This window comes from Kitasatospora sp. NPDC058190 (genome assembly GCF_042883685.1).
Taxonomy (GTDB): Bacteria; Actinomycetota; Actinomycetes; order Streptomycetales; family Streptomycetaceae; genus Kitasatospora.
Window position 1 is genome coordinate 19,846 of the sequence record NZ_JBHVVI010000053.1, and the last position, 20,555, is coordinate 40,400.

General features: G+C 72.4%; 22 protein-coding genes. 17 read left to right on the forward strand and 5 right to left on the reverse strand.

All coding sequences use genetic code 11. From position 1 onward, the window contains the following. The first annotated feature begins 63 nt into the window (after positions 1-63). The 13 genes from ACFVWU_RS23615 (at position 64) to ACFVWU_RS23675 (ending at position 12,064) form a co-directional block, all read left to right on the forward strand. On the forward strand, positions 64-3,315 hold the full coding sequence (locus tag ACFVWU_RS23615; protein ID WP_387624287.1) for a S41 family peptidase: 3,252 nt from the start codon (positions 64-66) through the stop codon (positions 3,313-3,315). A 170-nt stretch (positions 3,316-3,485) separates the two neighbouring features. Continuing rightward, complete coding sequence (locus ACFVWU_RS23620) at positions 3,486-4,181, forward strand: RDD family protein (RefSeq protein WP_387624290.1); 696 nt, start codon at positions 3,486-3,488, stop codon at positions 4,179-4,181. A gap of 56 nt (positions 4,182-4,237) precedes the next feature. Continuing rightward, positions 4,238-4,591 carry a histidine triad nucleotide-binding protein gene (locus ACFVWU_RS23625; RefSeq protein WP_387624392.1) on the forward strand — a complete coding sequence of 118 codons (354 nt, stop codon included), beginning with the start codon at positions 4,238-4,240 and terminating at the stop codon, positions 4,589-4,591. A 5-nt stretch (positions 4,592-4,596) separates the two neighbouring features. Further along, entirely contained in the window at positions 4,597-5,520 is a 924-nt protein-coding gene (locus ACFVWU_RS23630) for a ribonuclease Z (protein WP_387624293.1), read from the forward strand. Positions 5,521-5,801: 281 nt separating this feature from the next. After that, complete coding sequence (locus ACFVWU_RS23635) at positions 5,802-6,833, forward strand: PhoH family protein (protein ID WP_387624395.1); 1,032 nt, start codon at positions 5,802-5,804, stop codon at positions 6,831-6,833. A gap of 14 nt (positions 6,834-6,847) precedes the next feature. After that, positions 6,848-7,342, forward strand: coding sequence for an rRNA maturation RNase YbeY (gene ybeY, locus ACFVWU_RS23640; RefSeq protein ID WP_030061268.1), 495 nt, complete (start codon positions 6,848-6,850; stop codon positions 7,340-7,342). 19 nt (positions 7,343-7,361) lie between these two features. Beyond that, positions 7,362-8,687, forward strand: coding sequence for a hemolysin family protein (locus ACFVWU_RS23645; protein WP_387624297.1), 1,326 nt, complete (start codon positions 7,362-7,364; stop codon positions 8,685-8,687). Positions 8,688-8,720: 33 nt separating this feature from the next. Continuing rightward, complete coding sequence (locus tag ACFVWU_RS23650; protein ID WP_350629678.1) at positions 8,721-8,957, forward strand: hypothetical protein; 237 nt, start codon at positions 8,721-8,723, stop codon at positions 8,955-8,957. 39 nt (positions 8,958-8,996) lie between these two features. After that, the gene (locus ACFVWU_RS23655; RefSeq protein ID WP_387624300.1) at positions 8,997-9,545 is read left to right on the forward strand and encodes a DUF4383 domain-containing protein; all 549 of its coding nucleotides are present in this window, start codon (positions 8,997-8,999) and stop codon (positions 9,543-9,545) included. A 109-nt stretch (positions 9,546-9,654) separates the two neighbouring features. Then, positions 9,655-10,008, forward strand: a complete 354-nt coding sequence (locus ACFVWU_RS23660) for a cytidine deaminase (protein WP_387624303.1) — start codon at positions 9,655-9,657, stop codon at positions 10,006-10,008. Between the two features lie 90 nt (positions 10,009-10,098). After that, entirely contained in the window at positions 10,099-10,257 is a 159-nt protein-coding gene (locus ACFVWU_RS23665; RefSeq protein ID WP_387624305.1) for a hypothetical protein, read from the forward strand. A 60-nt stretch (positions 10,258-10,317) separates the two neighbouring features. Continuing rightward, complete coding sequence (gene era / locus ACFVWU_RS23670) at positions 10,318-11,247, forward strand: GTPase Era (protein ID WP_387624308.1); 930 nt, start codon at positions 10,318-10,320, stop codon at positions 11,245-11,247. 112 nt (positions 11,248-11,359) lie between these two features. Continuing rightward, positions 11,360-12,064 carry an alpha/beta fold hydrolase gene (locus ACFVWU_RS23675; RefSeq protein ID WP_387624310.1) on the forward strand — a complete coding sequence of 235 codons (705 nt, stop codon included), beginning with the start codon at positions 11,360-11,362 and terminating at the stop codon, positions 12,062-12,064. An 18-nt stretch (positions 12,065-12,082) separates the two neighbouring features. On the opposite strand, the gene ACFVWU_RS23680 is transcribed toward ACFVWU_RS23675, so the two are convergent. Next, entirely contained in the window at positions 12,083-12,349 is a 267-nt protein-coding gene (locus ACFVWU_RS23680) for a protealysin inhibitor emfourin (protein WP_387624313.1), read from the reverse strand. Positions 12,350-12,428: 79 nt separating this feature from the next. Continuing rightward, a complete protein-coding gene (locus ACFVWU_RS23685; RefSeq protein ID WP_387624315.1) occupies positions 12,429-13,451 on the reverse strand; it encodes a M4 family metallopeptidase in 1,023 nt (340 codons plus the stop codon). A gap of 330 nt (positions 13,452-13,781) precedes the next feature. Here ACFVWU_RS23685 and leuA point away from each other — a divergent pair, with 330 nt between their 5' ends. The 4 genes from leuA to ACFVWU_RS23705 all read left to right on the forward strand — a co-directional run bounded on the left by leuA (position 13,782) and on the right by ACFVWU_RS23705 (position 18,259). Continuing rightward, positions 13,782-15,578, forward strand: a complete 1,797-nt coding sequence (leuA, locus tag ACFVWU_RS23690; RefSeq protein WP_387624317.1) for a 2-isopropylmalate synthase — start codon at positions 13,782-13,784, stop codon at positions 15,576-15,578. Between the two features lie 239 nt (positions 15,579-15,817). Then, positions 15,818-16,489 carry a TerB family tellurite resistance protein gene (locus ACFVWU_RS23695; protein ID WP_387624320.1) on the forward strand — a complete coding sequence of 224 codons (672 nt, stop codon included), beginning with the start codon at positions 15,818-15,820 and terminating at the stop codon, positions 16,487-16,489. A gap of 179 nt (positions 16,490-16,668) precedes the next feature. After that, positions 16,669-17,415, forward strand: coding sequence for a DNA repair protein RecO (recO, locus tag ACFVWU_RS23700; RefSeq protein WP_387624323.1), 747 nt, complete (start codon positions 16,669-16,671; stop codon positions 17,413-17,415). A 4-nt stretch (positions 17,416-17,419) separates the two neighbouring features. Beyond that, positions 17,420-18,259, forward strand: coding sequence for an isoprenyl transferase (locus ACFVWU_RS23705; protein ID WP_387624325.1), 840 nt, complete (start codon positions 17,420-17,422; stop codon positions 18,257-18,259). 88 nt (positions 18,260-18,347) lie between these two features. On the opposite strand, the gene ACFVWU_RS23710 is transcribed toward ACFVWU_RS23705, so the two are convergent. Genes ACFVWU_RS23710 through ACFVWU_RS23720 form a run of 3 tightly spaced genes read right to left on the reverse strand, consistent with a single transcriptional unit; the run spans position 18,348 to position 20,553 of the window. Continuing rightward, positions 18,348-18,758, reverse strand: a complete 411-nt coding sequence (locus ACFVWU_RS23710) for a Fur family transcriptional regulator (RefSeq protein WP_380613739.1) — start codon at positions 18,756-18,758, stop codon at positions 18,348-18,350. A gap of 35 nt (positions 18,759-18,793) precedes the next feature. Beyond that, positions 18,794-19,792 (reverse strand): metal ABC transporter permease, encoded by a 999-nt coding sequence (locus ACFVWU_RS23715; protein WP_387624328.1) that lies wholly within the window; start codon positions 19,790-19,792, stop codon positions 18,794-18,796. Further along, entirely contained in the window at positions 19,789-20,553 is a 765-nt protein-coding gene (locus ACFVWU_RS23720; RefSeq protein WP_387624331.1) for a metal ABC transporter ATP-binding protein, read from the reverse strand. Before ACFVWU_RS23720 ends, ACFVWU_RS23715 begins: the two co-directional genes overlap by 4 nt. Between the last annotated feature and the right edge of the window lie 2 nt (positions 20,554-20,555).

The window sequence follows — 20,555 nt, forward strand, 5'->3', positions numbered from 1 at the left end:
GCGCCCGCCGGGAGTCTCGGGAAAACGGAGCGGCTCGTACCCGTGCCTGCTTACGCTGACCGGGTGACGGACTCCCTGAGCACCTCCGCGGGCGCCTATCTGCGCCATCCCCATCTGCACGGTGACCTGGTCACCTTCGTCGCCGAGGACGACGTCTGGCTGGCCCCGCTGGACGGCGGGCGGGCCTGGCGGCTGACGGCCGATCACCTGCCGGTGCACCACCCCCGGTTCTCGCCGGACGGGCGGCACATCGCCTTCTCCTCCACCCGGGACGGCGCCCCCGAGGTGCACGTGGTGCCGGTGGACGGCGGTCCGTCCCGGCGGCTGACGTACTGGGGCAACGCCGAGACCCGGGTGCAGGGCTGGACCGCCGACGGGCGTCCGATCGCCACCACCGGCGCGGGCGAGTCCGGCGTGCGGCGCTGCTGGGCGCACGCGGTGCCGCTGGACGGCGGTGAGCCGGTGCGGCTGCCGTACGGGCCGGTCGGCGGGCTCGCCTTCGAGCCGGACGGGGACCGCGTGCTGCTGGTCACCGTCAACAACCGCGAGCCGGCCTGGTGGAAGCGCTACCGAGGTGGCCGGGCCGGCAAGTTGTGGCTCGGGCAGGACGAATTCAGGCGCGTGCACGAGGAGTTGGACGGGCAGCTCGACTCCCCGCTGTGGGTGGCCGGCTCCCCGCACGGCAGTCGGATCGCCTTCCTGTCCGACCACGAGGGCGTCGGCGAGCTGTGGTCCAGCCGCCCGGACGGCTCCGACCTGCGCCGCCACACCGGTGACCCGGACGGCTTCTACGCCCGCAACGCCACCACCGACGGCACCAGGGTCGTCCTCCACCGGGCCGGCGACCTCTGGCTGCTGGACGACCTGGACACCGCCGAGCCGCGCCGCCTGGACATCCGGCTGGCCGGCCCGCGCACCGGCCGCCGCCCCCGCCCGGTGCACACCGCGCACTGGCTGGAGTCCGTCTCCCCCGACCGCACCGGTCGGGCCGGCGCGGTGGTGGTGCGCGGCAGCGTGCACTGGCTGACCCACCGGGAGGGCCCGGCCCGGGTGCTGGACGAGACCCCGGGCGTGCGCGCGCGGCTGGCCCGGGTGGTGCCGGGCGAGGACGGCGGCCAGGGCGTGCTGTGGGTGTCCGACGCGGAGGGCGAGGACGCCTTGGAGTACGCCCCCGCCGTCCACGGCGCCGAGCGGCGCCGGCTGGCCGCCGGGCAGCTCGGCCGGGTCAACTCGCTGGTGGTCTCCCCGGACGGCAAGCAGGCCGCGCTCGGCGTGCACGACGGCCGGGTGCTGCTGGTGGCGCTGGCCGACGGCGCCGTGCACGAGCTGGAGCGCAGCACCGACGGCGAGGTCGGCGGGCTGGCGTTCAGCCCGGACTCGGCCTGGCTGGCCTGGTCCCGCCCGGTGCACCGGATGGGCCCGTACTCGCTGCGCCAGATCGTGCTGGCGGACCTGGCCACCCGCACCGTCAGCGAGGTCACCCAGCAGCGGTTCGTCGACACCTCGCCCGCCTTCACCGCGGACGGCCGCTACCTGGCCTTCCTGTCGGTGCGCGACTTCGACCCGGTCTACGACGCGCACGCCTTCGACCTGTCCTTCCCGAACGGCTGCCGCCCGTACCTGATCACGCTGGCCGCCGACACGCCGTCCCCGTTCGGGCCGCAGCGGGCCGGGCGGCCGCTCGGCGGGGAGGAGGACGAGCCCGGGTCGCGCAAGGCGGACGGTGGGCAGGGCGCGGCCGAGGCCGCGCCGGCCACCAGGGTGGACCTGGACGGCATCGCCGATCGGATCGTCCCGTTCCCGGTCGAGGGCGGCCGGTTCCACGCGCTGCGCGCCGCCAAGGACGGGGTGCTGTGGACCAGGGCGCCGCTGCTCGGCGAACTCGGCGACGAGGCGGCCTCCCTGGACGACGAGCGGCCCCGCCCGGTGCTGGAGCGCTTCGACCTGCGCAAGCGCCGCGCCGAGCAACTGGTGCACGGCGTCGACGGGTTCGTGGTCAGCGGGGACGGCACCCGGGTGGCCGTGCTGGACGAGGACGAGCTGCGGATCGTCCCGGCCGACCACAAGGCGGGCGGCGAGGACGACGAGACCACCGTCGACCTCTCCCGGCTGCGGGTGACCGTCGACCCGGCCGCCGAGTGGCGGCAGATGTACGCCGAGAACGGCCGGCTGATGCGGGACAACTTCTGGCGCCCCGACCTCGGCGGCGTGGACTGGGCGGGGATCCTGGACCGCTACCGGCCGCTGGTCGAGCGGGTCGGCTCGCACGACGAACTGGTCGACCTGCTCTGGGAGGTGCACGGCGAACTCGGCACCTCGCACGCCTACGTCGTCCCGTACGGCCGCTACACCGAGCCGGCCCGGCGCCAGGGCCTGCTCGGCGCCGACCTGGTGAAGGACGGCGACCAGTGGCGGATCGCCCGGATCCTGCCCGGCGAGTCCTCCGACCCCAGGGCCCGTTCACCGCTGGCCGCGCCCGGCGCCGCGATCCGCCCGGGCGACGCGGTGCTCGCCGTCAACGGCCGCCCGGTGGACCCGGTCACCGGCCCGGCCCCGCTGCTGGCCGGCACCGCCGGGCAGCCGGTCGAACTGACCGTGACCGGCAAGGACGGCACCGACCGGCGCCACCCCGTGGTCGTCCCGCTCGCCGACGAGGCGGCGCTGCGCTACCACGACTGGGTGGCCGGGCGGCGGGCCGAGGTGCGGGAACTCTCCGGCGGCCGGCTCGGCTACCTGCACATCCCCGACATGCAGACGGCCGGCTGGGCGCAGCTGCACCGCGACCTGACCACCGAGATGGCCAAGGAGGGCCTGATCGTGGACGTCCGGGAGAACCGCGGCGGCCACACCTCGCAACTGGTGATAGAGAAGCTGGCCCGGCGGATCATCGGCTGGTACGCGATCCGGGACACCGACAACCGGGTGCCCTACCCGATGGACGCCCCGCGCGGGCCGGTGGTCGCGCTCGCCAACGAGCTGTCCGGTTCGGACGGCGACATCGTCAACGCCGCCATCCAGGCGCTCGGGATCGGCCCGGTGGTCGGCACCCGCACCTGGGGCGGGGTGATCGGCATCGACAGCAGGTACCAGCTGGTCGACGGCACCCTGGTCACCCAGCCCAAGTACGCGATGTGGCTGGAGAACTACGGCTGGGGCCTGGAGAACCACGGCGTCGACCCGGACGTCGAGGTGCCGATCGCCCCGCACCACTGGGCGGCCGGCGAGGACCCGCAGCTGGCCGAGGGCGTGCGGATCGCCCTCGCGGCGCTGGCCGGGGCCCCGGCCCGTACGGGGCCGCCGCTGCCCTGGGCGTAGGCGGCCGGCGCGCCCCGGAGGGGAGTGGGTGAGTCACAGCGCGAGTGGGCGAGTCGCAGCGCGAGTGGGCGAGTCACAGCGCGGGAGGGCCGACCTCCCGCGCCGGGGCCTGGGTAGGATGCGGGGCTGTCCTTGATCGGGATCTTGGTCGACAGCTCACGGGGGAGCACATGGCGCAGGGCTATCCGCCGCCGCAGTACCCGCAGAACGGCTACGGGCAGCCGCAGCCGCCGCAGAACGGCTACGGGCCCAACCCGTACGCGCAGAGCCCGTACGGGCAGCAGCCGTATCCGGCCCAGCAACAGCCGTACCCGCCGCAGTACCAACAGCAGTACCAGCAGCAGCCGTACGCGGCGAGCCCCTACCCGCAGGCGCAGCCCACGCTCCCGCCGTGCCCCGAGGAGGCGTTCGCCGGGCGGCGGTTCCTGGCGATCGTGCTCGACTTCGTCCTCGCCCTCGGCGCCGGCTTCGCCGCCGCCGTCGCCGACGACAACACCGCGAAGCACGCGAAGCCCGTCGTGCACGCGGTCGGCCACGCCGCCGTGCAGAGCTCGGTGGTGCCGTTCTGGGTGGCGTTCCTGGGCGTCGGCCTGATCACCTCCTTCCTCAACCAGGTGGTGCTCGCCCGGCTCACCGGCTTCAGCGTGGGCAAGGGGATCCTGGCCATGCGGGTGGTGCGCCGCAAGCGCGTCATGCGCCCCAACATGTGGCGGCTGACGAGGCGTTGGCTGCTCGGCTTCGTCTTCCTGGCGGTGGTCCTCATCTCCGAGGACTTCGACGTGTCCGAGGGGGACGTCGTCGGCATGCGCTCGGTGCGCTGGAAGCACCTGCAGGAGTACGAGCAGGCGGTCGGGCGGCTCGGCTAGGCTGCGCCCGTACGGCCCGTGAAACCGTGATCCACGACGAACCCGAGGAGAAGCCGATGGCCGGCGAGCCGCAGCCCGACTGCCTGTTCTGCAAGATCGTGGCGGGCGAGATCCCGGCGACCGTGGTGCGCAAGACCGAGCGCACCCTCGCCTTCCGCGACATCGCCCCCAAGGCCCCCGTGCACGTCCTGGTCATCCCGCACGTCCACTACTCGAACGCCGCCGAGTTGGCCGCCGCCGAGCCGGAGATCGCCGGCGAACTGCTCGCCGAGGCGGGCGCGGTGGCCAGGGACGAGGGCCTCACGGACTACCGGCTGATCTTCAACACCGGTGCGGGCGCCGGGCAGACGATCTTCCACGCCCACGTCCACGTGCTGGGCGGCAAGAGCATGACCGAGAGCATGGTCTGACCTACGTGTCCCAGCGCGAACTCGTCGTCCTCGGCACCGCCAGCCAGGTGCCCACCCGGCACCGCAACCACAACGGCTACCTGCTCCGCTGGGACGGCGAGGGCCTGCTCTTCGACCCCGGCGAGGGCACCCAGCGGCAGATGCTGCACGCCGGGGTCTCGGCCACCCAGATCACCCGGATCGCCGTGACCCACTTCCACGGCGACCACTGCCTGGGCCTCGCCGGGGTGATCCAGCGGATCAACCTTGACCGCGTCCCGCACCCGGTGGACGTCTACTTCCCGGCGTCCGGCGAGGTCTACTTCGAGCGGCTGCGGCACGCCACCGCCTACCACGAGACGGCCGTGCTGCGGCCCCGGCCGATCGACGAGCCGGGCCCGCTGCCCGCCCCCGGCGCCCGCTTCGCGCTGGACGCGATCCGCCTCGACCACCCCGTGGAGTCCTTCGGCTACCGGCTGTCCGAGCCGGACGGCCGTCGCCTGGTGCCCGAACGGCTCGCCGAGCTCGGCGTCTTCGGCCCGGCGGTGGGCCGGCTGCAGCACGAGGGCGCGATCGAGGTGGACGGCCGCACCGTCACCCTGGACCAGGTCAGCGAGCCCAGGCCCGGCCAGAAGTTCGCCTTCGTGATGGACACCCGGCTCTGCGACGGTGTGTACCGGCTCGCCGAGGGCGCCGACCTGCTGGTGGTCGAGGCCACCTTCACCGACGCCGACGCCCACCTCGCCGAGGACCACGGCCACCTCACCGCCGGTCAGGCCGCCAAGGCCGCCGCCGAGGCGGGGGTGCGCACCCTGGTGCTGACCCACTTCTCCCAGCGCTACCCGGACCTCGGCCAGCACCTGGCCGACGCCCGCAAGCACTTCGACGGGGAGCTGGTGCTGGCCGCCGACCTCGCCCGGGTGCCCGTTCCGGCCCGCCGCCACCCGTGAACGGTGCGCGACCGCATCGGAAAAGCGGTCGCGTCGTCCCCCGATCTGCCGCAGCATCGTGCGGGTGCGGCCCCGCCGCCCGCCGCAGCGATCACGCTCGCGGCGTACCCTGGTGCCCCGGAGAGACCGAGCGGCACACGACACCACGGATGGGATGAGGCAGGCCCCAGCGCCGACCTATGAGTGACACATCGCAGACCCGTACCGACGGACAGTCGCGCCCCGAACCGGCCGACGACGGCCGCGTGAGCGCCCGGATCGTCATCCCCGAGAAGCACCCGATGGTCACCCTGCTCGGCACGGCGGATTCGCTGCTGCGCGTGATCGAGCAGGGCTTCCCCGCCGCCGACATCCACGTCCGCGGCAACGAGGTGACCGCCACCGGGGCCCGCGCCGAGGTCGCCCTCGTGCAGAAGCTCTTCAGCGAGATGATGCTGGTGCTGCGCACCGGCCAGCCCCTGACGGAGGACGCCGTGGAGCGCTCGATCGCCATGCTCCGCAGCCAGGAACAGGACCCGGACTCCCCGGCCCCGTCGCAGGTGTTCACCGCGAACATCCTGTCCAACCGCGGCCGCACGATCCGCCCCAAGACCCTCAACCAGCAGCGCTACGTCGACGCGATCGACAAGCACACCATCACCTTCGGCCTCGGCCCGGCCGGCACCGGCAAGACCTACCTGGCGATGGCCAAGGCCGTCCAGGCCCTGCAGGCCAAGGACGTCAACCGGATCATCCTGACCCGTCCGGCGGTCGAGGCGGGCGAGCGGCTGGGCTTCCTGCCCGGCACCCTCTACGAGAAGATCGACCCGTACCTGCGCCCGCTGTACGACGCGCTGCACGACATGATCGACCCGGACTCGATCCCACGCCTGATGGCGTCCGGCACCATCGAGGTCGCGCCGCTCGCCTACATGCGCGGTCGGACCCTCAACGACGCCTTCATCATCCTCGACGAGGCCCAGAACACCTCGCCCGAGCAGATCAAGATGTTCCTCACCCGCCTCGGGTTCAACTCCCGGGTGGTGGTCACCGGCGACACCACCCAGATCGACCTCCCGAGTGGCACCCGTAGCGGTCTCAAGGTCGTCCAGGAGATCCTGGCCGACGTGCCGGACATCCACTTCTCCGTCCTCACCAGCACCGACGTGGTCCGCCACAAGCTGGTCGGCCGGATCGTGGACGCCTACGAGCGCTGGGACGCCCAGCAGGAGGCCGAGGACAACGCCCCGGTCGCCCGCAAGCCCGCCCAGCGGCGCCTCGGTAAGACGACCGCGGCGCGCGCACCCCGACAGTCCCATCGCACCGAAAGCTGAGCACACAGCCCGTCATGTCGATCGACATCGCCAACGAGTCCGGCTGGGACGCCGATGAGGAAGCCATCCTCGACGTCGCCCGCTTCGCCCTGGACAAGATGCGGATCCACCCGCAGTCCGAACTGTCCGTGATCCTGGTGGACGGTGCGGCGATGGAGGAGCTGCACATCCAGTGGATGGACCTGCCCGGCCCGACCGACGTGATGTCGTTCCCGATGGACGAGCTGCGTCCCGGCAAGGAGGGCGAGGAGCTGCCGCAGGGCCTGCTCGGCGACATCGTGCTCTGCCCCGAGGTCGCCGAGCAGCAGGGCAAGGCGGCCCCCTCCAAGCACTCGATGGACGAGGAGCTGCAGTTGCTCACCGTCCACGGGGTGCTGCACGTCCTCGGCTACGACCACGAGGAGCCGGAGGAAGAGGAGGAGATGTTCGCCCTCCAGAAGCGCATCCTGGACGACTGGCGGGCGGGCCGCGGTCTCGGCGGCATCTCGCCGGCTCCCACCACCCACTGAGCGCGGAGCCCGAACCCCTGTGAGTGGTGAGAGTACGAGCTTCATCCTCGGCGCCGTGGCGCTGGTCGTGCTCGGCTGGTTGGCCGCGTGCGCCGAGGCGGGCATCTCCCGGGTCTCCCGGTTCCGGGCGGAGGAGGCGGTACGGAACGGGCGGCGCGGCTCCGCGCGGCTGCTGACCGTCGCCTCCGACCCGATCCGCTACCTCAACCTGGCGACCCTGATCCGGGTGGCCAGCGAGATGGCGGCGGCCGTCCTGGTCACCGCGGTGTGCGTGCGCAACCTCCACCCGACCTGGCAGGCCGTGCTGCTGGCCTTCGGCGTGATGGTGCTGGTGTCCTTCGTCGCGGTGGGCGTCTCGCCGCGCACGATCGGGCGCCAGCACCCGATCTCCACCACGACCGCCGCCTCCTTCGTGCTGCTGCCGCTGGCCGCGGTGCTCGGCCCGATCCCGCGGCTGCTGATCCTGCTCGGCAACGCGCTGACCCCGGGCAAGGGCTACCGGGAGGGCCCGTTCGCCTCCGAGGCGGAGCTGCGGGCCCTGGTCGACCTCGCCGAGAAGGACGACCTGATCGAGGACGAGGAGCGCCGGATGGTGCACTCGGTCTTCGAGCTGGGCGACACCATCGTGCGCGAGGTGATGGTGCCGCGCACCGACCTGGTGATGATCGAGCGGCACAAGACCGTCCGCCAGGCGCTCACCCTGGCGCTGCGCTCGGGCTTCTCGCGGATCCCGGTGGTCGGCGACAACGAGGACGACGTGGTCGGCATCGTCTACCTCAAGGACCTGGTGCGCCGCACCCACATCAACCGCGAGGCGGAGGCCGAGGAGGTCGGCGCGGTGATGCGCCCGGCCGTCTTCGTGCCGGACTCCAAGCCGGCCGGCGACCTGCTGCGCGAGATGCAGCAGCGCCGCTCGCACGTCGCGATCGTGATCGACGAGTACGGCGGCACGGCCGGCCTGGTCACCATCGAGGACATCCTGGAGGAGATCGTCGGCGAGATCACCGACGAGTACGACCGGGAGATCGCGCCGATCGAGGACCTCGGCGACGGCTCGTACCGGATCACCGCCCGCCTGCTGGTGGAGGACCTGGGCGAGCTGTTCGGCATCGAGCTGGAGGACGAGGACGTCGAGACCGTCGGCGGTCTGCTGGCCAAGCACCTCGGCCGGGTGCCGATCCCCGGTTCCTCCTGCGAGATCCCGCTGCCCGAGCCGGAGGAGACCGGGCTGGCCGGGATCCTGCTGACCGCCGAGTCCTCGGCGGGCCGGCGCAACCGGATCGGCTCGATGGTCGCCTCGCCCGTGCGCGGGGCGGCCGGGGCCGAGGACGCCGCGGGCGAGTAGCGGGTCGGGGGCCGCCGAGCGACCATGGAGGGCATGACGCACAAACTCCGGGCGGAGTACGGCCCGCAGGGGGCGGCCGGCGGGGTCAAGTCCTGGCACGTGGTGCGGGACGAGGACCTGTCGACGGCGCTCTGCGGCCGCACCATGCCCGACGACGCGGAGACGCGGCCGGAGCAGGAGTGGGGTACCGGGCTGCGCTGTTGCCAGCAGTGCGGTTCGCTCTACATGCACGAGACACCGCACATGCAGGGGAGCCATCCCTACAGCTAGGCCGAGCCACTCGGCTCTCGGCGAGCTCTGGAGGTCGCCATGAAGCTGCAAGACGAACTGCCGACCGTCGACCGCCGGCTCGCCCTGGTGTGGCGGGTCGGGGCGGCACTCGGGGGGATCTTCCTGATCGTGTTCGGGGTCCTGGGGCTGACTCACCACCTGGGCTTCCTGGACACCCACGGCGACCGGATCGCCGGACTGTCGACCAACGGCGCGCTGAGCATCCTGTCCATCGTGGTGGGCGCGATCCTCGTGGTCGGGGCGATCATCGGTGGGAACTTCGCGTCCAACCTCAACATGGTGGTCGGTGTGCTGTTCGTCCTGTCCGGCTTCTACGGACTGACGGTGCTCGGACGGCCGGAGGCGAACATCCTCAACTTCCGGATGTCGAACGTGCTGTTCGCGTTCATCTTCGGGGTCGTCGTGACCACCTTCGGGATGTACGGCCGGGTGAGCAGTCACCTGCCGCACGACAACCCGTTCTGGCGCAAGCGGATCGAACACGAGGAGCCGCAGCCCTCCGGGCCGAAGACCTTCGTCAAGATCATGAACCCCAACCCGGGGCGGACCCACCCGGTCGGCCACTGATGCTGTGACTCGCCCGCTCGCCTCAAGGGGGGGGCTCGGGGCGGGGGCTCGCCCGCTCGCCTTCGGGGGGCGGCTCGGGGCGGGTGAGCGGGCACCTATGCTCGGCGGCATGAGTGACATCGTCGAGCTCGACCCCGAAGACAAGAAGATCATCACCCTGGCCCGCTCGGCCCGCGCCCGCAACGGCGTGGCCGAGGGGGCCGCGGTGCGTGACGAGACCGGCCGCACCTACGTGGCCGGGACGGTCGCGCTGGAGTCGCTGAAGCTGAGCGCCCTGCAGACGGCGGTGGCGATGGCGGTGGCCAGCGGCGCGAAGTCGCTGGAGGCGGCCGCCGTGGTGAGTGAGGCCGAGCAGCCGGCCGAGGTCGACCTGGCCGCCGTACGGGACCTGGGCGGGGCCGGGACGCCGGTGCTGCTGGCCGGTCCGGACGGGACGCTGCGGGTGTCGGCCGAGGCCCGCTGAGGCCCCTCGGCAGCTCGTACCGTGGGCGCTGCCCCCATGTGCTCAGCCGATAATCTCACCGGGGGAGTGGACTCGGTGAGGGGCTGGGGCATGGGGGCGTTGGCGTTCATCGCCGGACTGCTGCTGTTCGTGATGGGGATGGGCAAATGGCAGGAGACCGACTCGCCGGCCTGGCTCTGGGGCTCGATCGGCTTCCTGGTGCTGCTGGTGGTGTTCTCGCTGATCGGGCGGGGCGACAAGAAGGGCTGAGCGCGGGGTGAGGACCGGCCCTGGACGGCACGGCTCCGGTGATCAGGGAGAATGGAGCCCATGAATGCCCCTTCCTCCTCGTACCGCTCCGGGTTCGCGTGCTTCGTCGGCCGCCCCAACGCGGGCAAGTCGACCCTGACCAACGCCCTGGTGGGGACGAAGGTCGCGATCACCTCCGACCGCCCGCAGACCACCCGGCACACCGTGCGCGGCATCGTGCACCGCCCGGACGCCCAGCTCGTGCTGGTCGACACCCCCGGTCTGCACAAGCCGCGCACCCTGCTCGGCGAACGCCTCAACGACCTGGTGCGCACCACCTGGGCCGAGGTCGACGTGATCGGCTTCTGCCTGCCCGCCGACCAGAAGATCGGCCCCGGCGACAAGTTCATCGCCAAGGAGATCGCCGGGATCAAGAAGACCCCGAAGGTCGCCATCGTCACCAAGACCGACCTGGTCGACTCCAAGCGCCTGGCCGAGCAGCTCATCGCGGTCCAGCAGCTCGGCATCGAGCTGGGCTTCGAGTGGGCCGAGATCATCCCGGTCTCCGCGGTCGGTGACAAGCAGGTCGAGCTGGCCGCCGACCTGCTCACCAAGCTGCTGCCGGAGGGCGACCAGCTCTACCCGGAGGGCGACCTCACCGACGAGCCCGAGCAGATCATGGTCGCCGAGCTGATCCGCGAGGCCGCCCTGGAGGGCGTGCGGGACGAACTGCCGCACTCGCTGGCCGTCGTGGTCGAGGAGATGCTGCCGCGCGAGGGCCGCCCGGCGGACCGCCCGCTGCTGGACATCCACGCCAACGTCTACATCGAGCGGCAGAGCCAGAAGGCGATCGTGATCGGCGCCAAGGGCTCCCGGCTCAAGCACGTCGGCAGCACCGCCCGCAAGCACATCGAGGCGCTGCTCGGCACGCCGGTCTACCTGGACCTGCACGTCAAGGTGGCCAAGGACTGGCAGCGCGACCCCAAGCAGCTGCGCAAGCTCGGCTTCTGACAGGGGAGTTCGGCGCGAACGGGAAGATCGAAGGCCCGTCCGGACGTTGTGCGTCCGGGCGGGCCTTCGCCGTTGCCGGTCCGATACGAAACGTCAGAAGGGGGACGGCGCGATGAAGTTGCACACCCACGAGTGGGGCGGCGGGGACCGGACGGCCGTGCTGGTGCACGGCATGACCTCCGACCACCGCAGCTGGCTGCGGCTCGGCCCGGAGCTGGCCGAGCGGGGCTACCGGGTGCTCGCCGTCGACCTGCGCGGGCACGGGCTGAGCCCGCGCGGCACCGGGGCGAGCCCGGCGGAGCGCTACCCGCTGGAGGCCTACGCCGAGGACCTGCTGGAGACCCTGTCGGCCGGGCCGGAGCTGGCGATCGGCCACTCGCTGGGCGGGATCGCCCTGGTCGGCGCCGTCGAGCGGCTGAAGCCGGCCCGCGCGGTGTACGTGGACCCGGGCTGGCGGCTCTGGCAGGCGGGGTTGGATCCGAAGGAGTGGGTGGCGGAGAAGCAGGCCACCCGGGAGTGGATCGTCGCGCGGAATCCGCGCTGGGAGGCCGCCGACGTCGAGGCCAAACTCGCGGGCCTGGCCCACTGGGACCCGGACACGGCGCTGGCTCTGGTCGACCAGCGGTCGGACCTGCCCACCACCGCCGCGGTGCCCTCGCTGGTGGTGCTGGCGGACGGCAGCGCCCTGGTGGGCGCCGAGCAGGCCGGGACGCTGCGCGCCCGCGGCTTCGAGGTGCGGACCGTCCCCGGCGCCGGGCACAACCCCCACCGGGACGACCACGAGGGCTTCCTGGCCGCGCTGGACGCCTGGATCTGAGCGGCCCTGCCGCCGGTGCTACGCCCCCTCGCGCAGCACCAGCGACACCAGCTCGCGCTGCGAGTCGGTGAGCTTGGGGTCGGCGCAGTACACCGTCCGGCTGTCGACGGTGATCTCGTAGTGGAAGCCGTCCGGAACCCCGTACGAGGGGGCGCGCAGCCCGCCCGCGACGGCCTCGCGGGCGAGTGCGTGGACGTGCGGGGCGTCCACGCGCTCGGCGGTGTCGAGCTCCGCGTGGCGGACGATTCCGGCGAGGCCGCCGGTCCGGGTCACCTGGATGTGCATGGTGTCCATGGTGCTACGCAGGGAAGGCTTTTGCGGCACTTTTCCCGGACCGTGACCTTGAGCCCGTCTCAGCCGTCGGTCAGCCCGGGCTGACCCCCACCTGCGCCCAGGCCGCCGTGACGGTGTCCGCGATCGAGGACTGGTCGGGATAACGGGCCTTGGCGGCGGCCACGGTGGCCCGGGCGAAGGCGGTGAAGTCGGCGTCGGTGGGCAGTCGGCGGCTGGTCAGCGCGTCGTACCAGATCCGTCCGGCGCGGTCCCAGGCCTGGCCGCCGAGGGCGGTGGCCAGCAGGTAGAACGCGTGGTTGGGGATGCCGGAGTTGATGTGCACCCCGCCGTTGTCCTCCGAGGTCTGCACGTAGTCCCGCATGTGCGCGGGCTGCGGGTCCTTGCCGAGCCGGGGGTCGTCGTAGGCGGTGCCGGGCGCCTTCATCGAGCGCAGCGCCACGCCCTGGATGCCGGGGGCGAGCAGCCCGGCGCCGATCAACCAGTCGGCGTCGGCGGCGTTCTGGCGCAGCGCGTACTGCTTGACCAGCGAGCCGAAGACGTCGGAGACCGACTCGTTCAGCGCGCCGGGCTGGTCCTGGTACTCCAGGCCGGCGGTGAACTGGGTGACACCGTGGGTGAGTTCGTGGCCGATGACGTCGACGCAGGCGGTGAAGTCGCCGAAGATCTCGCCGTCGCCGTCGCCGAAGACCATCCGCTGGCCGTTCCAGAAGGCGTTGTCGTAGTTCTGGCCGTAGTGCACGCTGGCGTCCAGGCGCAGCCCCTGGCCGTCGATCGAGTCGCGGCCGAAGACGTAGGAGTACAGCGCGAAGGTGTCGCCGAGGCCGTCGTAGGCGTGGTCGACGGAGGTGTCGGTGACCGGGGCCTGACCCTCGGTGCGGACGGTGCGGCCGGGCAGTCGCTGGCTGTGGCCGGAGTCGGCGATCACCCGGTCGAGGCCCGGGTCGGCGGCGACCGGCGGGGGAGGGCTCAGGCGGGCCGCGCGGTGCGCGGCGTCGAGGGCGAGGGAGCGGACGGCGGGCTCGTGACCGGCCTCGGCGAGGCGGTCCAGGACGTACGGCGGGACGATCGCGCAGATCGGTACCGATGAGGTCATGTGGCCCAGGGTGAGGCCTCGATGACCGGTTGTCACCACCCTTGGCATGACCAGTCGGCGTCTCAAGGAGTGGAACGGAAGCCCGGATCACTTCGGGGGCGCGCGGCCCTGGGTTACGCTGGGGCATCATGCGCAACGGGCTGCTTCTTCTTAGCTGCCGCGTCGAGGGCCTGTAGTCCACAGGGGCCGGCTCCCTCGCCGCGGGGAACGAGCTGTGCGCGGAAACGGCGATCCGATGACGAATCGCGAGCGGCAGCAGAGGCCGGCCAGTCGGTGTTGATCCCGACCCGCCCCGCACCACGCATCCACAGGAAGCCGAGAGTCACCTCCATGACCGAGCAGAGCTCCGCCGCGTCCGTCCCCGCCGCTCCCGCCTTCATCGACCGGCCCACGCCGATCACCGCCGCCTCCGTGCGCCAGCGGCCCTCGGGCATGCGCCACGGGCGCTACCTGCCGTTCGGCACCGTCGACCTGGCGGACCGCAGCTGGCCGAGCAAGGTGATCACCAAGGCGCCGCGCTGGCTCTCCACCGACCTGCGGGACGGCAACCAGGCGCTGATCGACCCGATGTCCCCGGCCCGCAAGCGCAAGATGTTCGACCTGCTGGTGCGGATGGGCTACAAGGAGATCGAGGTCGGCTTCCCGTCCTCCGGCGCCACCGACCACGCCTTCGTGCGCTCGCTGATCGAGGAGGGGGCGATCCCGGAGGACGTCACCATCTCGGTGCTGACCCAGGCCCGCGAGGAGCTGATCGAGAAGACCGTGGAGTCGCTGGTCGGCGCCCCGCGGGCGACCGTCCACCTGTACAACGCGACCGCTCCGCTGTTCCGCCGGGTGGTGTTCCGCAACGACAGGGCGGCCACCAAGGCGATCGCCGTCGACGGCACCCGGCTGGTGATGGAGTACGCGGAGAAGCTGCTGGGCGACGACACCGTCTTCGGCTACCAGTACTCGCCGGAGATCTTCGTGGACACCGAGCTGGACTTCGCGCTGGAGGTCTGCGAGGCGGTGATGGACGTCTGGCAGCCGGGCGGGGGCCGCGAGATCATCCTGAACCTGCCGGCCACCATCGAGCGGGCCACCCCGAACGTGCAGGCCGACCAGTTCGAGTGGATGTCGCGCAACCTGTCCCGCCGCGAGTTCGTCTGCCTGTCGGTGCACCCGCACAACGACCGGGGCACCGCCGTCGCCTCCGCCGAGCTGGCCTACATGGCGGGTGCGGACCGGATCGAGGGCTGTCTGTTCGGGCAGGGCGAGCGGACCGGCAACGTCGACCTGGTGACGCTGGGGATGAACCTGTTCTCGCAGGGCATCGACCCGCAGATCGACTTCTCCGACATCGACGAGGTGCGCCGCACCGCCGAGTACTGCAACCAGATGGAGGTGCACCCGCGCCACCCGTACGCCGGCGACCTGGTGTACACCTCCTTCTCCGGCTCGCACCAGGACGCCATCAAGAAGGGCTTCGACGCCCTGGAGGCGGACGCCAGGGCGGCCGGGGTGCCGGTGGAGGAGCACACCTGGGGCGTGCCGTACCTGCCGATCGACCCGAAGGACGTCGGCCGCACCTACGAGGCGGTCATCCGGGTCAACAGCCAGTCCGGCAAGGGCGGTGTGGCATACGTCCTGAAGAACGACCACAAGCTGGACCTGCCGCGCCGGATGCAGATCGAGTTCTCCCGGATCATCCAGGCCAAGACCGACGCCGAGGGCGGCGAGGTCACCCCGGCCGAGATCTGGCGGGTCTTCGAGGACGAGTACCTGCCGACCCCGGCCAACCCGTGGGGCCGGCTGTCGCTGGCCGGCTCGCGCACCCTGACCACCGAGGACGGCCGGGACGCGCTGACCGCCGAGGCCGTGGTGGACGGCGCGCCGGTGACCCTGAACGGCACCGGCAACGGCCCGGTCTCGGCCTTCGCGGACGCGCTGGCCCGGATCGGCGTGGACGTACGCGTGCTGGACTACGCCGAGCACGCGCTGAGCGAGGGCGGCGACGCCCAGGCGGCCGCGTACGTGGAGTGCGCGGTGGACGGCAAGGTGCTGTGGGGTGTGGGCATCGACGGCAACACCGTGCTGGCCTCGCTGAAGGCGATGATCAGCGCTGTCAACCGCTCGCAGCGCGGTTAATTCGTACGGGTGGTATGCGAAGGGCCGTCCCGCGGGGCGGCCCTTCGCCGTTCGAGTTGCCCGTTGTGTCCTGCGCCACATTTTTTCGGACCGGAAGCCGTTCGAGGTACTGACACGTGCCGGTAACCATGGCAACATCGATCCACCGGAAAGCCGGGTCGGTGGGACGGCCTCGGTGTCCGGTCGCGTGACCTGCCCATAGTTGTGCAGGCCGCCTGCCATGTCTGGGGAGTGGCGCCGTGACCAGGTTGTGGGGTGTTCGCCCGCGGTGGCGGACCGACGTTCTCGGTGACTTCTTCTGCCCGGGCTGCGGCGGGGACCGCAACTACCGCCGGCAGCACGGTCGGCGGTGGCTGCGGCTCCTGGGGGCCCCGGTGGTCCCGCTCGGGTCGGTGATCGGCAGCGTGCAGTGCACCAGCTGCCACGGTCGGTACGGCGTCGAGGCCCTGGAGCAGCCCACCAGCGTGCGCCTCGGCGGGATGCTGCGGGACGGCCAGTACACCGTCGCGCTGGCCCTGCTCGCGGCCGGCGGCACCGCCCACCGGGCGGCCCGCGAGGCCGCCTGCGCGGCGGTGCGCGAGGCCGGGTTCGAGGACTGCGGCGAGGCCCAGGTGCTGGCCGCGCTCGCCGCGCTGTCCGGACTCGGCGGCGAACTCTACGACGCCCACGGGATGGCCGGCGGCCTCGCCGTGGAACTGCACGCGGTGCTCGAACCGCTCGCCCCGCACCTGGCCCAGCAGGGCCGTGAGCGGCTGTTGCTGCAGGGCGCCGCGATCGCCCTGGCCGACGGGCGCTACCTGCCGCAGGAGCGGGAGGCGCTGGCCGCGGTCGGGCGCTGCCTGGACCTGCCGCAGTCCGTGGTCACGGAGCTGCTGGAGGCGGCGACCCGGGCGCCGTACGAGAACCTGTAGGGCCTGCCGGCCCCCTTCGAGAAGACCTTCCGTATCCCCCACAAACGGGCCCGACCCCCCTCCGGGCCCGCCGTGACCCGCACCGCAGTGGTCCTCCCCCACGGCCCCCGGTGCGGGCAACACGGCTGCCCGGCCCCGGGCGCCCCGGCCGCCCCCGCGGCTGGGGGAGAATGGGCCGCATGAGTCTTTTCCGGGACGACGGCGTCGTGTTGCGGGCGCAGAAGCTCGGCGAGGCCGATCGGATCATCACCCTGCTGACCCGCCAGCACGGCAAGGTGCGGGCGGTGGCGCGCGGGGTGCGCAAGACCAAGTCCAAGTTCGGCGCCCGCCTGGAGCCGTTCTCGCACGTGGACGTGCAGTTCTTCAGCCGGGGGAGCGAACTGGTCGGGCGCGGGCTGCCGCTGTGCACCCAGGTGGAGACCATCGCCCCGTACGGCGGTTCGATCGTCACCGACTACGGCCGCTACACCGCCGGCACGGCGATGCTGGAGACGGCCGAGCGCTTCGCCGAGAACGAGGGCGAGCCGGCCGTGCAGCAGTACCTGCTGCTGGTGGGCGGGCTGCGCACGCTGGCGGCCGGGCTGCACGAGTCGCACCTGGTGCTGGACGCCTTCCTGCTGCGCTCGCTCGCGGTCAACGGGTACGGCGCGAGCTTCACGGACTGCGCCAAGTGCGGCCTGGAGGGGCCGAACCGTTTCTTCTCGCTCCCGGCGGGCGGGGTGCTCTGCCCGGACTGCCGAGTGCCCGGATGTGCCGTACCCTCCCCTGAGACACTGGTACTGCTCGGGGCACTGTTGTCAGGGGACTGGCAGACGGCCGACGCCTGCGAGCCGCGGTACTGGCGGGAGGGCAGCGGCCTGGTCGCGGCCTATCTGCAGTGGCACCTGGAGCGGGGCATCCGCTCGATGAGATACGTGGAGAAGTGAGCACATGGCAGCGCGACGGCTCTTCGGCGGCGGCAAGCAGCGGGACTACGTTCCCCCGACCCCGCACCCCAGCGGCGCACAGCCCCCGAAGCTCCCCGGCGAGCTGGTCCCGAACCACGTCGCCATCGTGATGGACGGCAACGGCCGTTGGGCCAAGGAGCGCGGGCTGCCCCGCACCGAGGGCCACAAGATCGGCGAGTCGGTCGTGCTGGACGTCCTCAAGGGCGCGATCGAGCTCGGCGTCAAGAACATCTCGCTGTACGCGTTCTCCACCGAGAACTGGAAGCGCTCGCCCGACGAGGTGAAGTTCCTGATGAACTTCAACCGGGACGTCATCCGCCGCCGCCGCGACGAGATGGACGCGATGGGCGTGCGGATCCGCTGGGCCGGCCGGATGCCCAAGCTGTGGAAGAGCGTCGTGCAGGAGCTGCAGGTCGCCGAGGAGCAGACCAAGGGCAACGACGCCGTGACGCTCTACATGTGCGTCAACTACGGTGGCCGGGCCGAGCTCGCGGACGCGGCGCAGGCGATCGCGCAGGACGTCGCGGCCGGGAAGCTGGACCCGAAGAAGGTCAACGAGAAGACCCTCGCCAGGTACATGTACCACCCGGACATGCCGGACGTGGACCTGTTCCTGCGCCCCAGCGGCGAGCAGCGCACCTCCAACTTCCTGCTCTGGCAGTCCGCTTACGCCGAGTTCGTGTTCCAGGACGTGCTCTGGCCGGACTTCGACCGCCGCGACCTGTGGCGCGCCTGCGAGCAGTTCGCGATGCGCGACCGCCGCTTCGGCGGGGCGATCCCGAACGAGGTCGACGGGCCGACGGGGGTGCCCGCCCAGCGCTGACCGTGCCGGTGCACGGCGAAGGGCCCGCGGGATCGCCCCCGCGGGCCCTTCGCCGTCGTCCGTACGGGCTGCCCTCGTACGGCTGCCGCTAGTCCTTCTTCGCGCACTCCGCGCAGGTGCCGAAGATCTCCAGGGTGTGCGCGATGTCGCTGAACCCGTGCTCGGCGGCGACCGAGTTGGCCCAGCGCTCCACCGCGGGGCCCTCCACCTCGACGGTGGCGCCGCAGTGCCGGCAGACCAGGTGGTGGTGGTGTCCGCTGCTGCACCGGCGGTAGACGGCCTCGCCGTCGGCGGTGCGCAGCACGTCCACCTCACCGGCGTCGGCGAGCGACTGGAGCGTGCGGTAGACCGTGGTCAGACCGACGGAGTCCCCGCGGTGCTTGAGCAGGTCGTGGAGCTCCTGCGCGCTGCGGAAGTCCGCGATCTCGTCCAGGGCGGCCGAGACGGCGGCGCGCTGCCGGGTCGATCGGGCGCGCGGCGACGGGCCTGCGGTGGTCACCGTGGGTCCTCCTGAGGTCGTGGGCGTCTCGCACCTCATTGTGCCAGCCCGGCCCGCCGCTCCGGGGTGCCCGTGTCGGAGGAAGTCTTTCCCGGGATTTGGCCGGGGATTTGACCAGGGATTCCGTCCGGGGCCCGGTCGGCGCCCCGGCCGGGGATCCGCTCCGGGATGGCGACGTCGCAGACCGTCGGCCCCCGGTCGGCCTCGCCGCGCCGGCGGTGGCGGCGCCGGGCGAGCGGCGCGGCGATCACGCTGAACACCGCGAAGACCGCGATGGCGAGCAGCACGATGGCCGGGCCGGAGGGCACGTTGAGGTGGTACGAGCCGGTGACGCCGGCCAGCGAGACCACCACGCCGAGCGCGATGGCGGCGGCCTGGGTGGCGGCGAAGGAGCGGGTGAGCTGCTGGGCGGCGACCACCGGGACCACCATCAGCGCGCTGACCAGCAGCAGCCCGACCACCCGCATGGCGACCGTGACGGTGACCGCGGCCATCACCGCGAGCAGCAGGTTGAGGGTGCGCACCGGCAGGCCGGTGACCCGGGCGAAGTCCTCGTCCTGGCAGATCGCGAAGAGCTGGCGGCGCAGGCCGACGGTGACCGCGATGACCACCGCGCCGAGCACCGCGATGGCGGCCAGGTCCTCGGGGGCGACGGTGAGGATCGAGCCCCACAGGTAGCTCTCCAGCGAGCCGGCCCCGGCCTGGGCGGAGAGCGAGACGAGCAGCTTGCCGCAGGCCATGCCGCCGTAGAAGAGCATCGCGAGGGCGATGTCGCCGCGCTGGTTGCCGCGCGAGCGGACCAGTTCCATGGTGACCGCGCCGAGCACGCAGACCAGCACGGCCATCCAGACCGGGCTGGTCTGGAAGATGAAGCCGAGGCCGACGCCGGTCATCGCGACGTGGCCCATGCCGTCGCCCATCAGGGCCTGGCGGCGCTGCACCAGGTAGATGCCGACGGCGGGGGCGGTGATCCCGACCAGTACGGCGGCGAGCAGGGCGCGCTGCATGAAGTCGTAGGAGAGCATCTCGGTCATGCGAGCAGCCTCGGCGGGGTGAGGTCGGCGTGCGGGTGGACGTGGTCGTGGCCGGGCAGGGCGTGCAGGCCGGTGTTGGGCACGGGCGGGCCGTCGTGGGCGACGCAGCCGTCCCGCAGCACCACGGCGCGGTCGATCAGCGGCTCCAGCGGCCCGAGTTCGTGCAGGACGAGGAGGACGGCGGCGCCGCGGGCGACCTCGGCGCGCAGGGTGTCGGCCAGCACCTGCTGGCTGGCGGCGTCCACGCCGGCCATCGGCTCGTCCATGATCAGCAGGTCGGGGGTGCCGACCAGGGCGCGGGCGATCAGCACCCGCTGCTGCTGGCCGCCGGACAGGTCGGCCACGCCGTCCCCGGCCCGGTCCAGCATGCCGACGGCGGTCAGCGCGCGGTCCACCGCCTCGCGGTCCTTGCGGCGGAAGGGGAGCAGCCGGTGCTGCGGCAGCCGCCCGGTGGAGACCACCTCGCGCACGGTCGCCGGGACGCCGGAGGCGGCGGTGGTGCGCTGCGGGACGTACCCGATCCGGTGCCAGGCGCGGAAGGAGCCGTACGGGGTGCCGAACAGCTCCAGGGTGCCCTGCTCCAGCGGCACCGAGCCGATCACGGCCTTGACGGTGGTCGACTTGCCGGAGCCGTTGGCGCCGAGCAGGGCGACGACCTCGCCGGGTTGGACGGTGAGGTCGACGCCGCGCAGCACCGGCCGGCCGCCGCGGGCGGCGACGGCGTCTCGGAGGCGGACGGCCGGGGGTATCGGGTGGGTCATGG

Coding starts and splice junctions, on each gene's coding strand:
- ACFVWU_RS23720 (WP_387624331.1), bottom strand. CDS start 20,553: ATGACCCACCCGATACCCCCGGCCGTCCGCCTCCGAGACGCCGTCGCC.
- ACFVWU_RS23660 (WP_387624303.1), top strand. CDS start 9,655: ATGAGTGACATCGTCGAGCTCGACCCCGAAGACAAGAAGATCATCACC.
- ACFVWU_RS23665 (WP_387624305.1), top strand. CDS start 10,099: ATGGGGGCGTTGGCGTTCATCGCCGGACTGCTGCTGTTCGTGATGGGG.
- ACFVWU_RS23625 (WP_387624392.1), top strand. CDS start 4,238: ATGGCCGGCGAGCCGCAGCCCGACTGCCTGTTCTGCAAGATCGTGGCG.
- ACFVWU_RS23635 (WP_387624395.1), top strand. CDS start 5,802: ATGGTCACCCTGCTCGGCACGGCGGATTCGCTGCTGCGCGTGATCGAG.
- ACFVWU_RS23680 (WP_387624313.1), bottom strand. CDS start 12,349: ATGCACATCCAGGTGACCCGGACCGGCGGCCTCGCCGGAATCGTCCGC.
- ACFVWU_RS23715 (WP_387624328.1), bottom strand. CDS start 19,792: ATGACCGAGATGCTCTCCTACGACTTCATGCAGCGCGCCCTGCTCGCC.
- recO (WP_387624323.1), top strand. CDS start 16,669: ATGAGTCTTTTCCGGGACGACGGCGTCGTGTTGCGGGCGCAGAAGCTC.
- ybeY (WP_030061268.1), top strand. CDS start 6,848: ATGTCGATCGACATCGCCAACGAGTCCGGCTGGGACGCCGATGAGGAA.
- ACFVWU_RS23650 (WP_350629678.1), top strand. CDS start 8,721: ATGACGCACAAACTCCGGGCGGAGTACGGCCCGCAGGGGGCGGCCGGC.
- ACFVWU_RS23620 (WP_387624290.1), top strand. CDS start 3,486: ATGGCGCAGGGCTATCCGCCGCCGCAGTACCCGCAGAACGGCTACGGG.
- ACFVWU_RS23655 (WP_387624300.1), top strand. CDS start 8,997: ATGAAGCTGCAAGACGAACTGCCGACCGTCGACCGCCGGCTCGCCCTG.
- leuA (WP_387624317.1), top strand. CDS start 13,782: ATGACCGAGCAGAGCTCCGCCGCGTCCGTCCCCGCCGCTCCCGCCTTC.
- ACFVWU_RS23705 (WP_387624325.1), top strand. CDS start 17,420: ATGGCAGCGCGACGGCTCTTCGGCGGCGGCAAGCAGCGGGACTACGTT.
- ACFVWU_RS23675 (WP_387624310.1), top strand. CDS start 11,360: ATGAAGTTGCACACCCACGAGTGGGGCGGCGGGGACCGGACGGCCGTG.
- ACFVWU_RS23685 (WP_387624315.1), bottom strand. CDS start 13,451: ATGACCTCATCGGTACCGATCTGCGCGATCGTCCCGCCGTACGTCCTG.
- era (WP_387624308.1), top strand. CDS start 10,318: ATGAATGCCCCTTCCTCCTCGTACCGCTCCGGGTTCGCGTGCTTCGTC.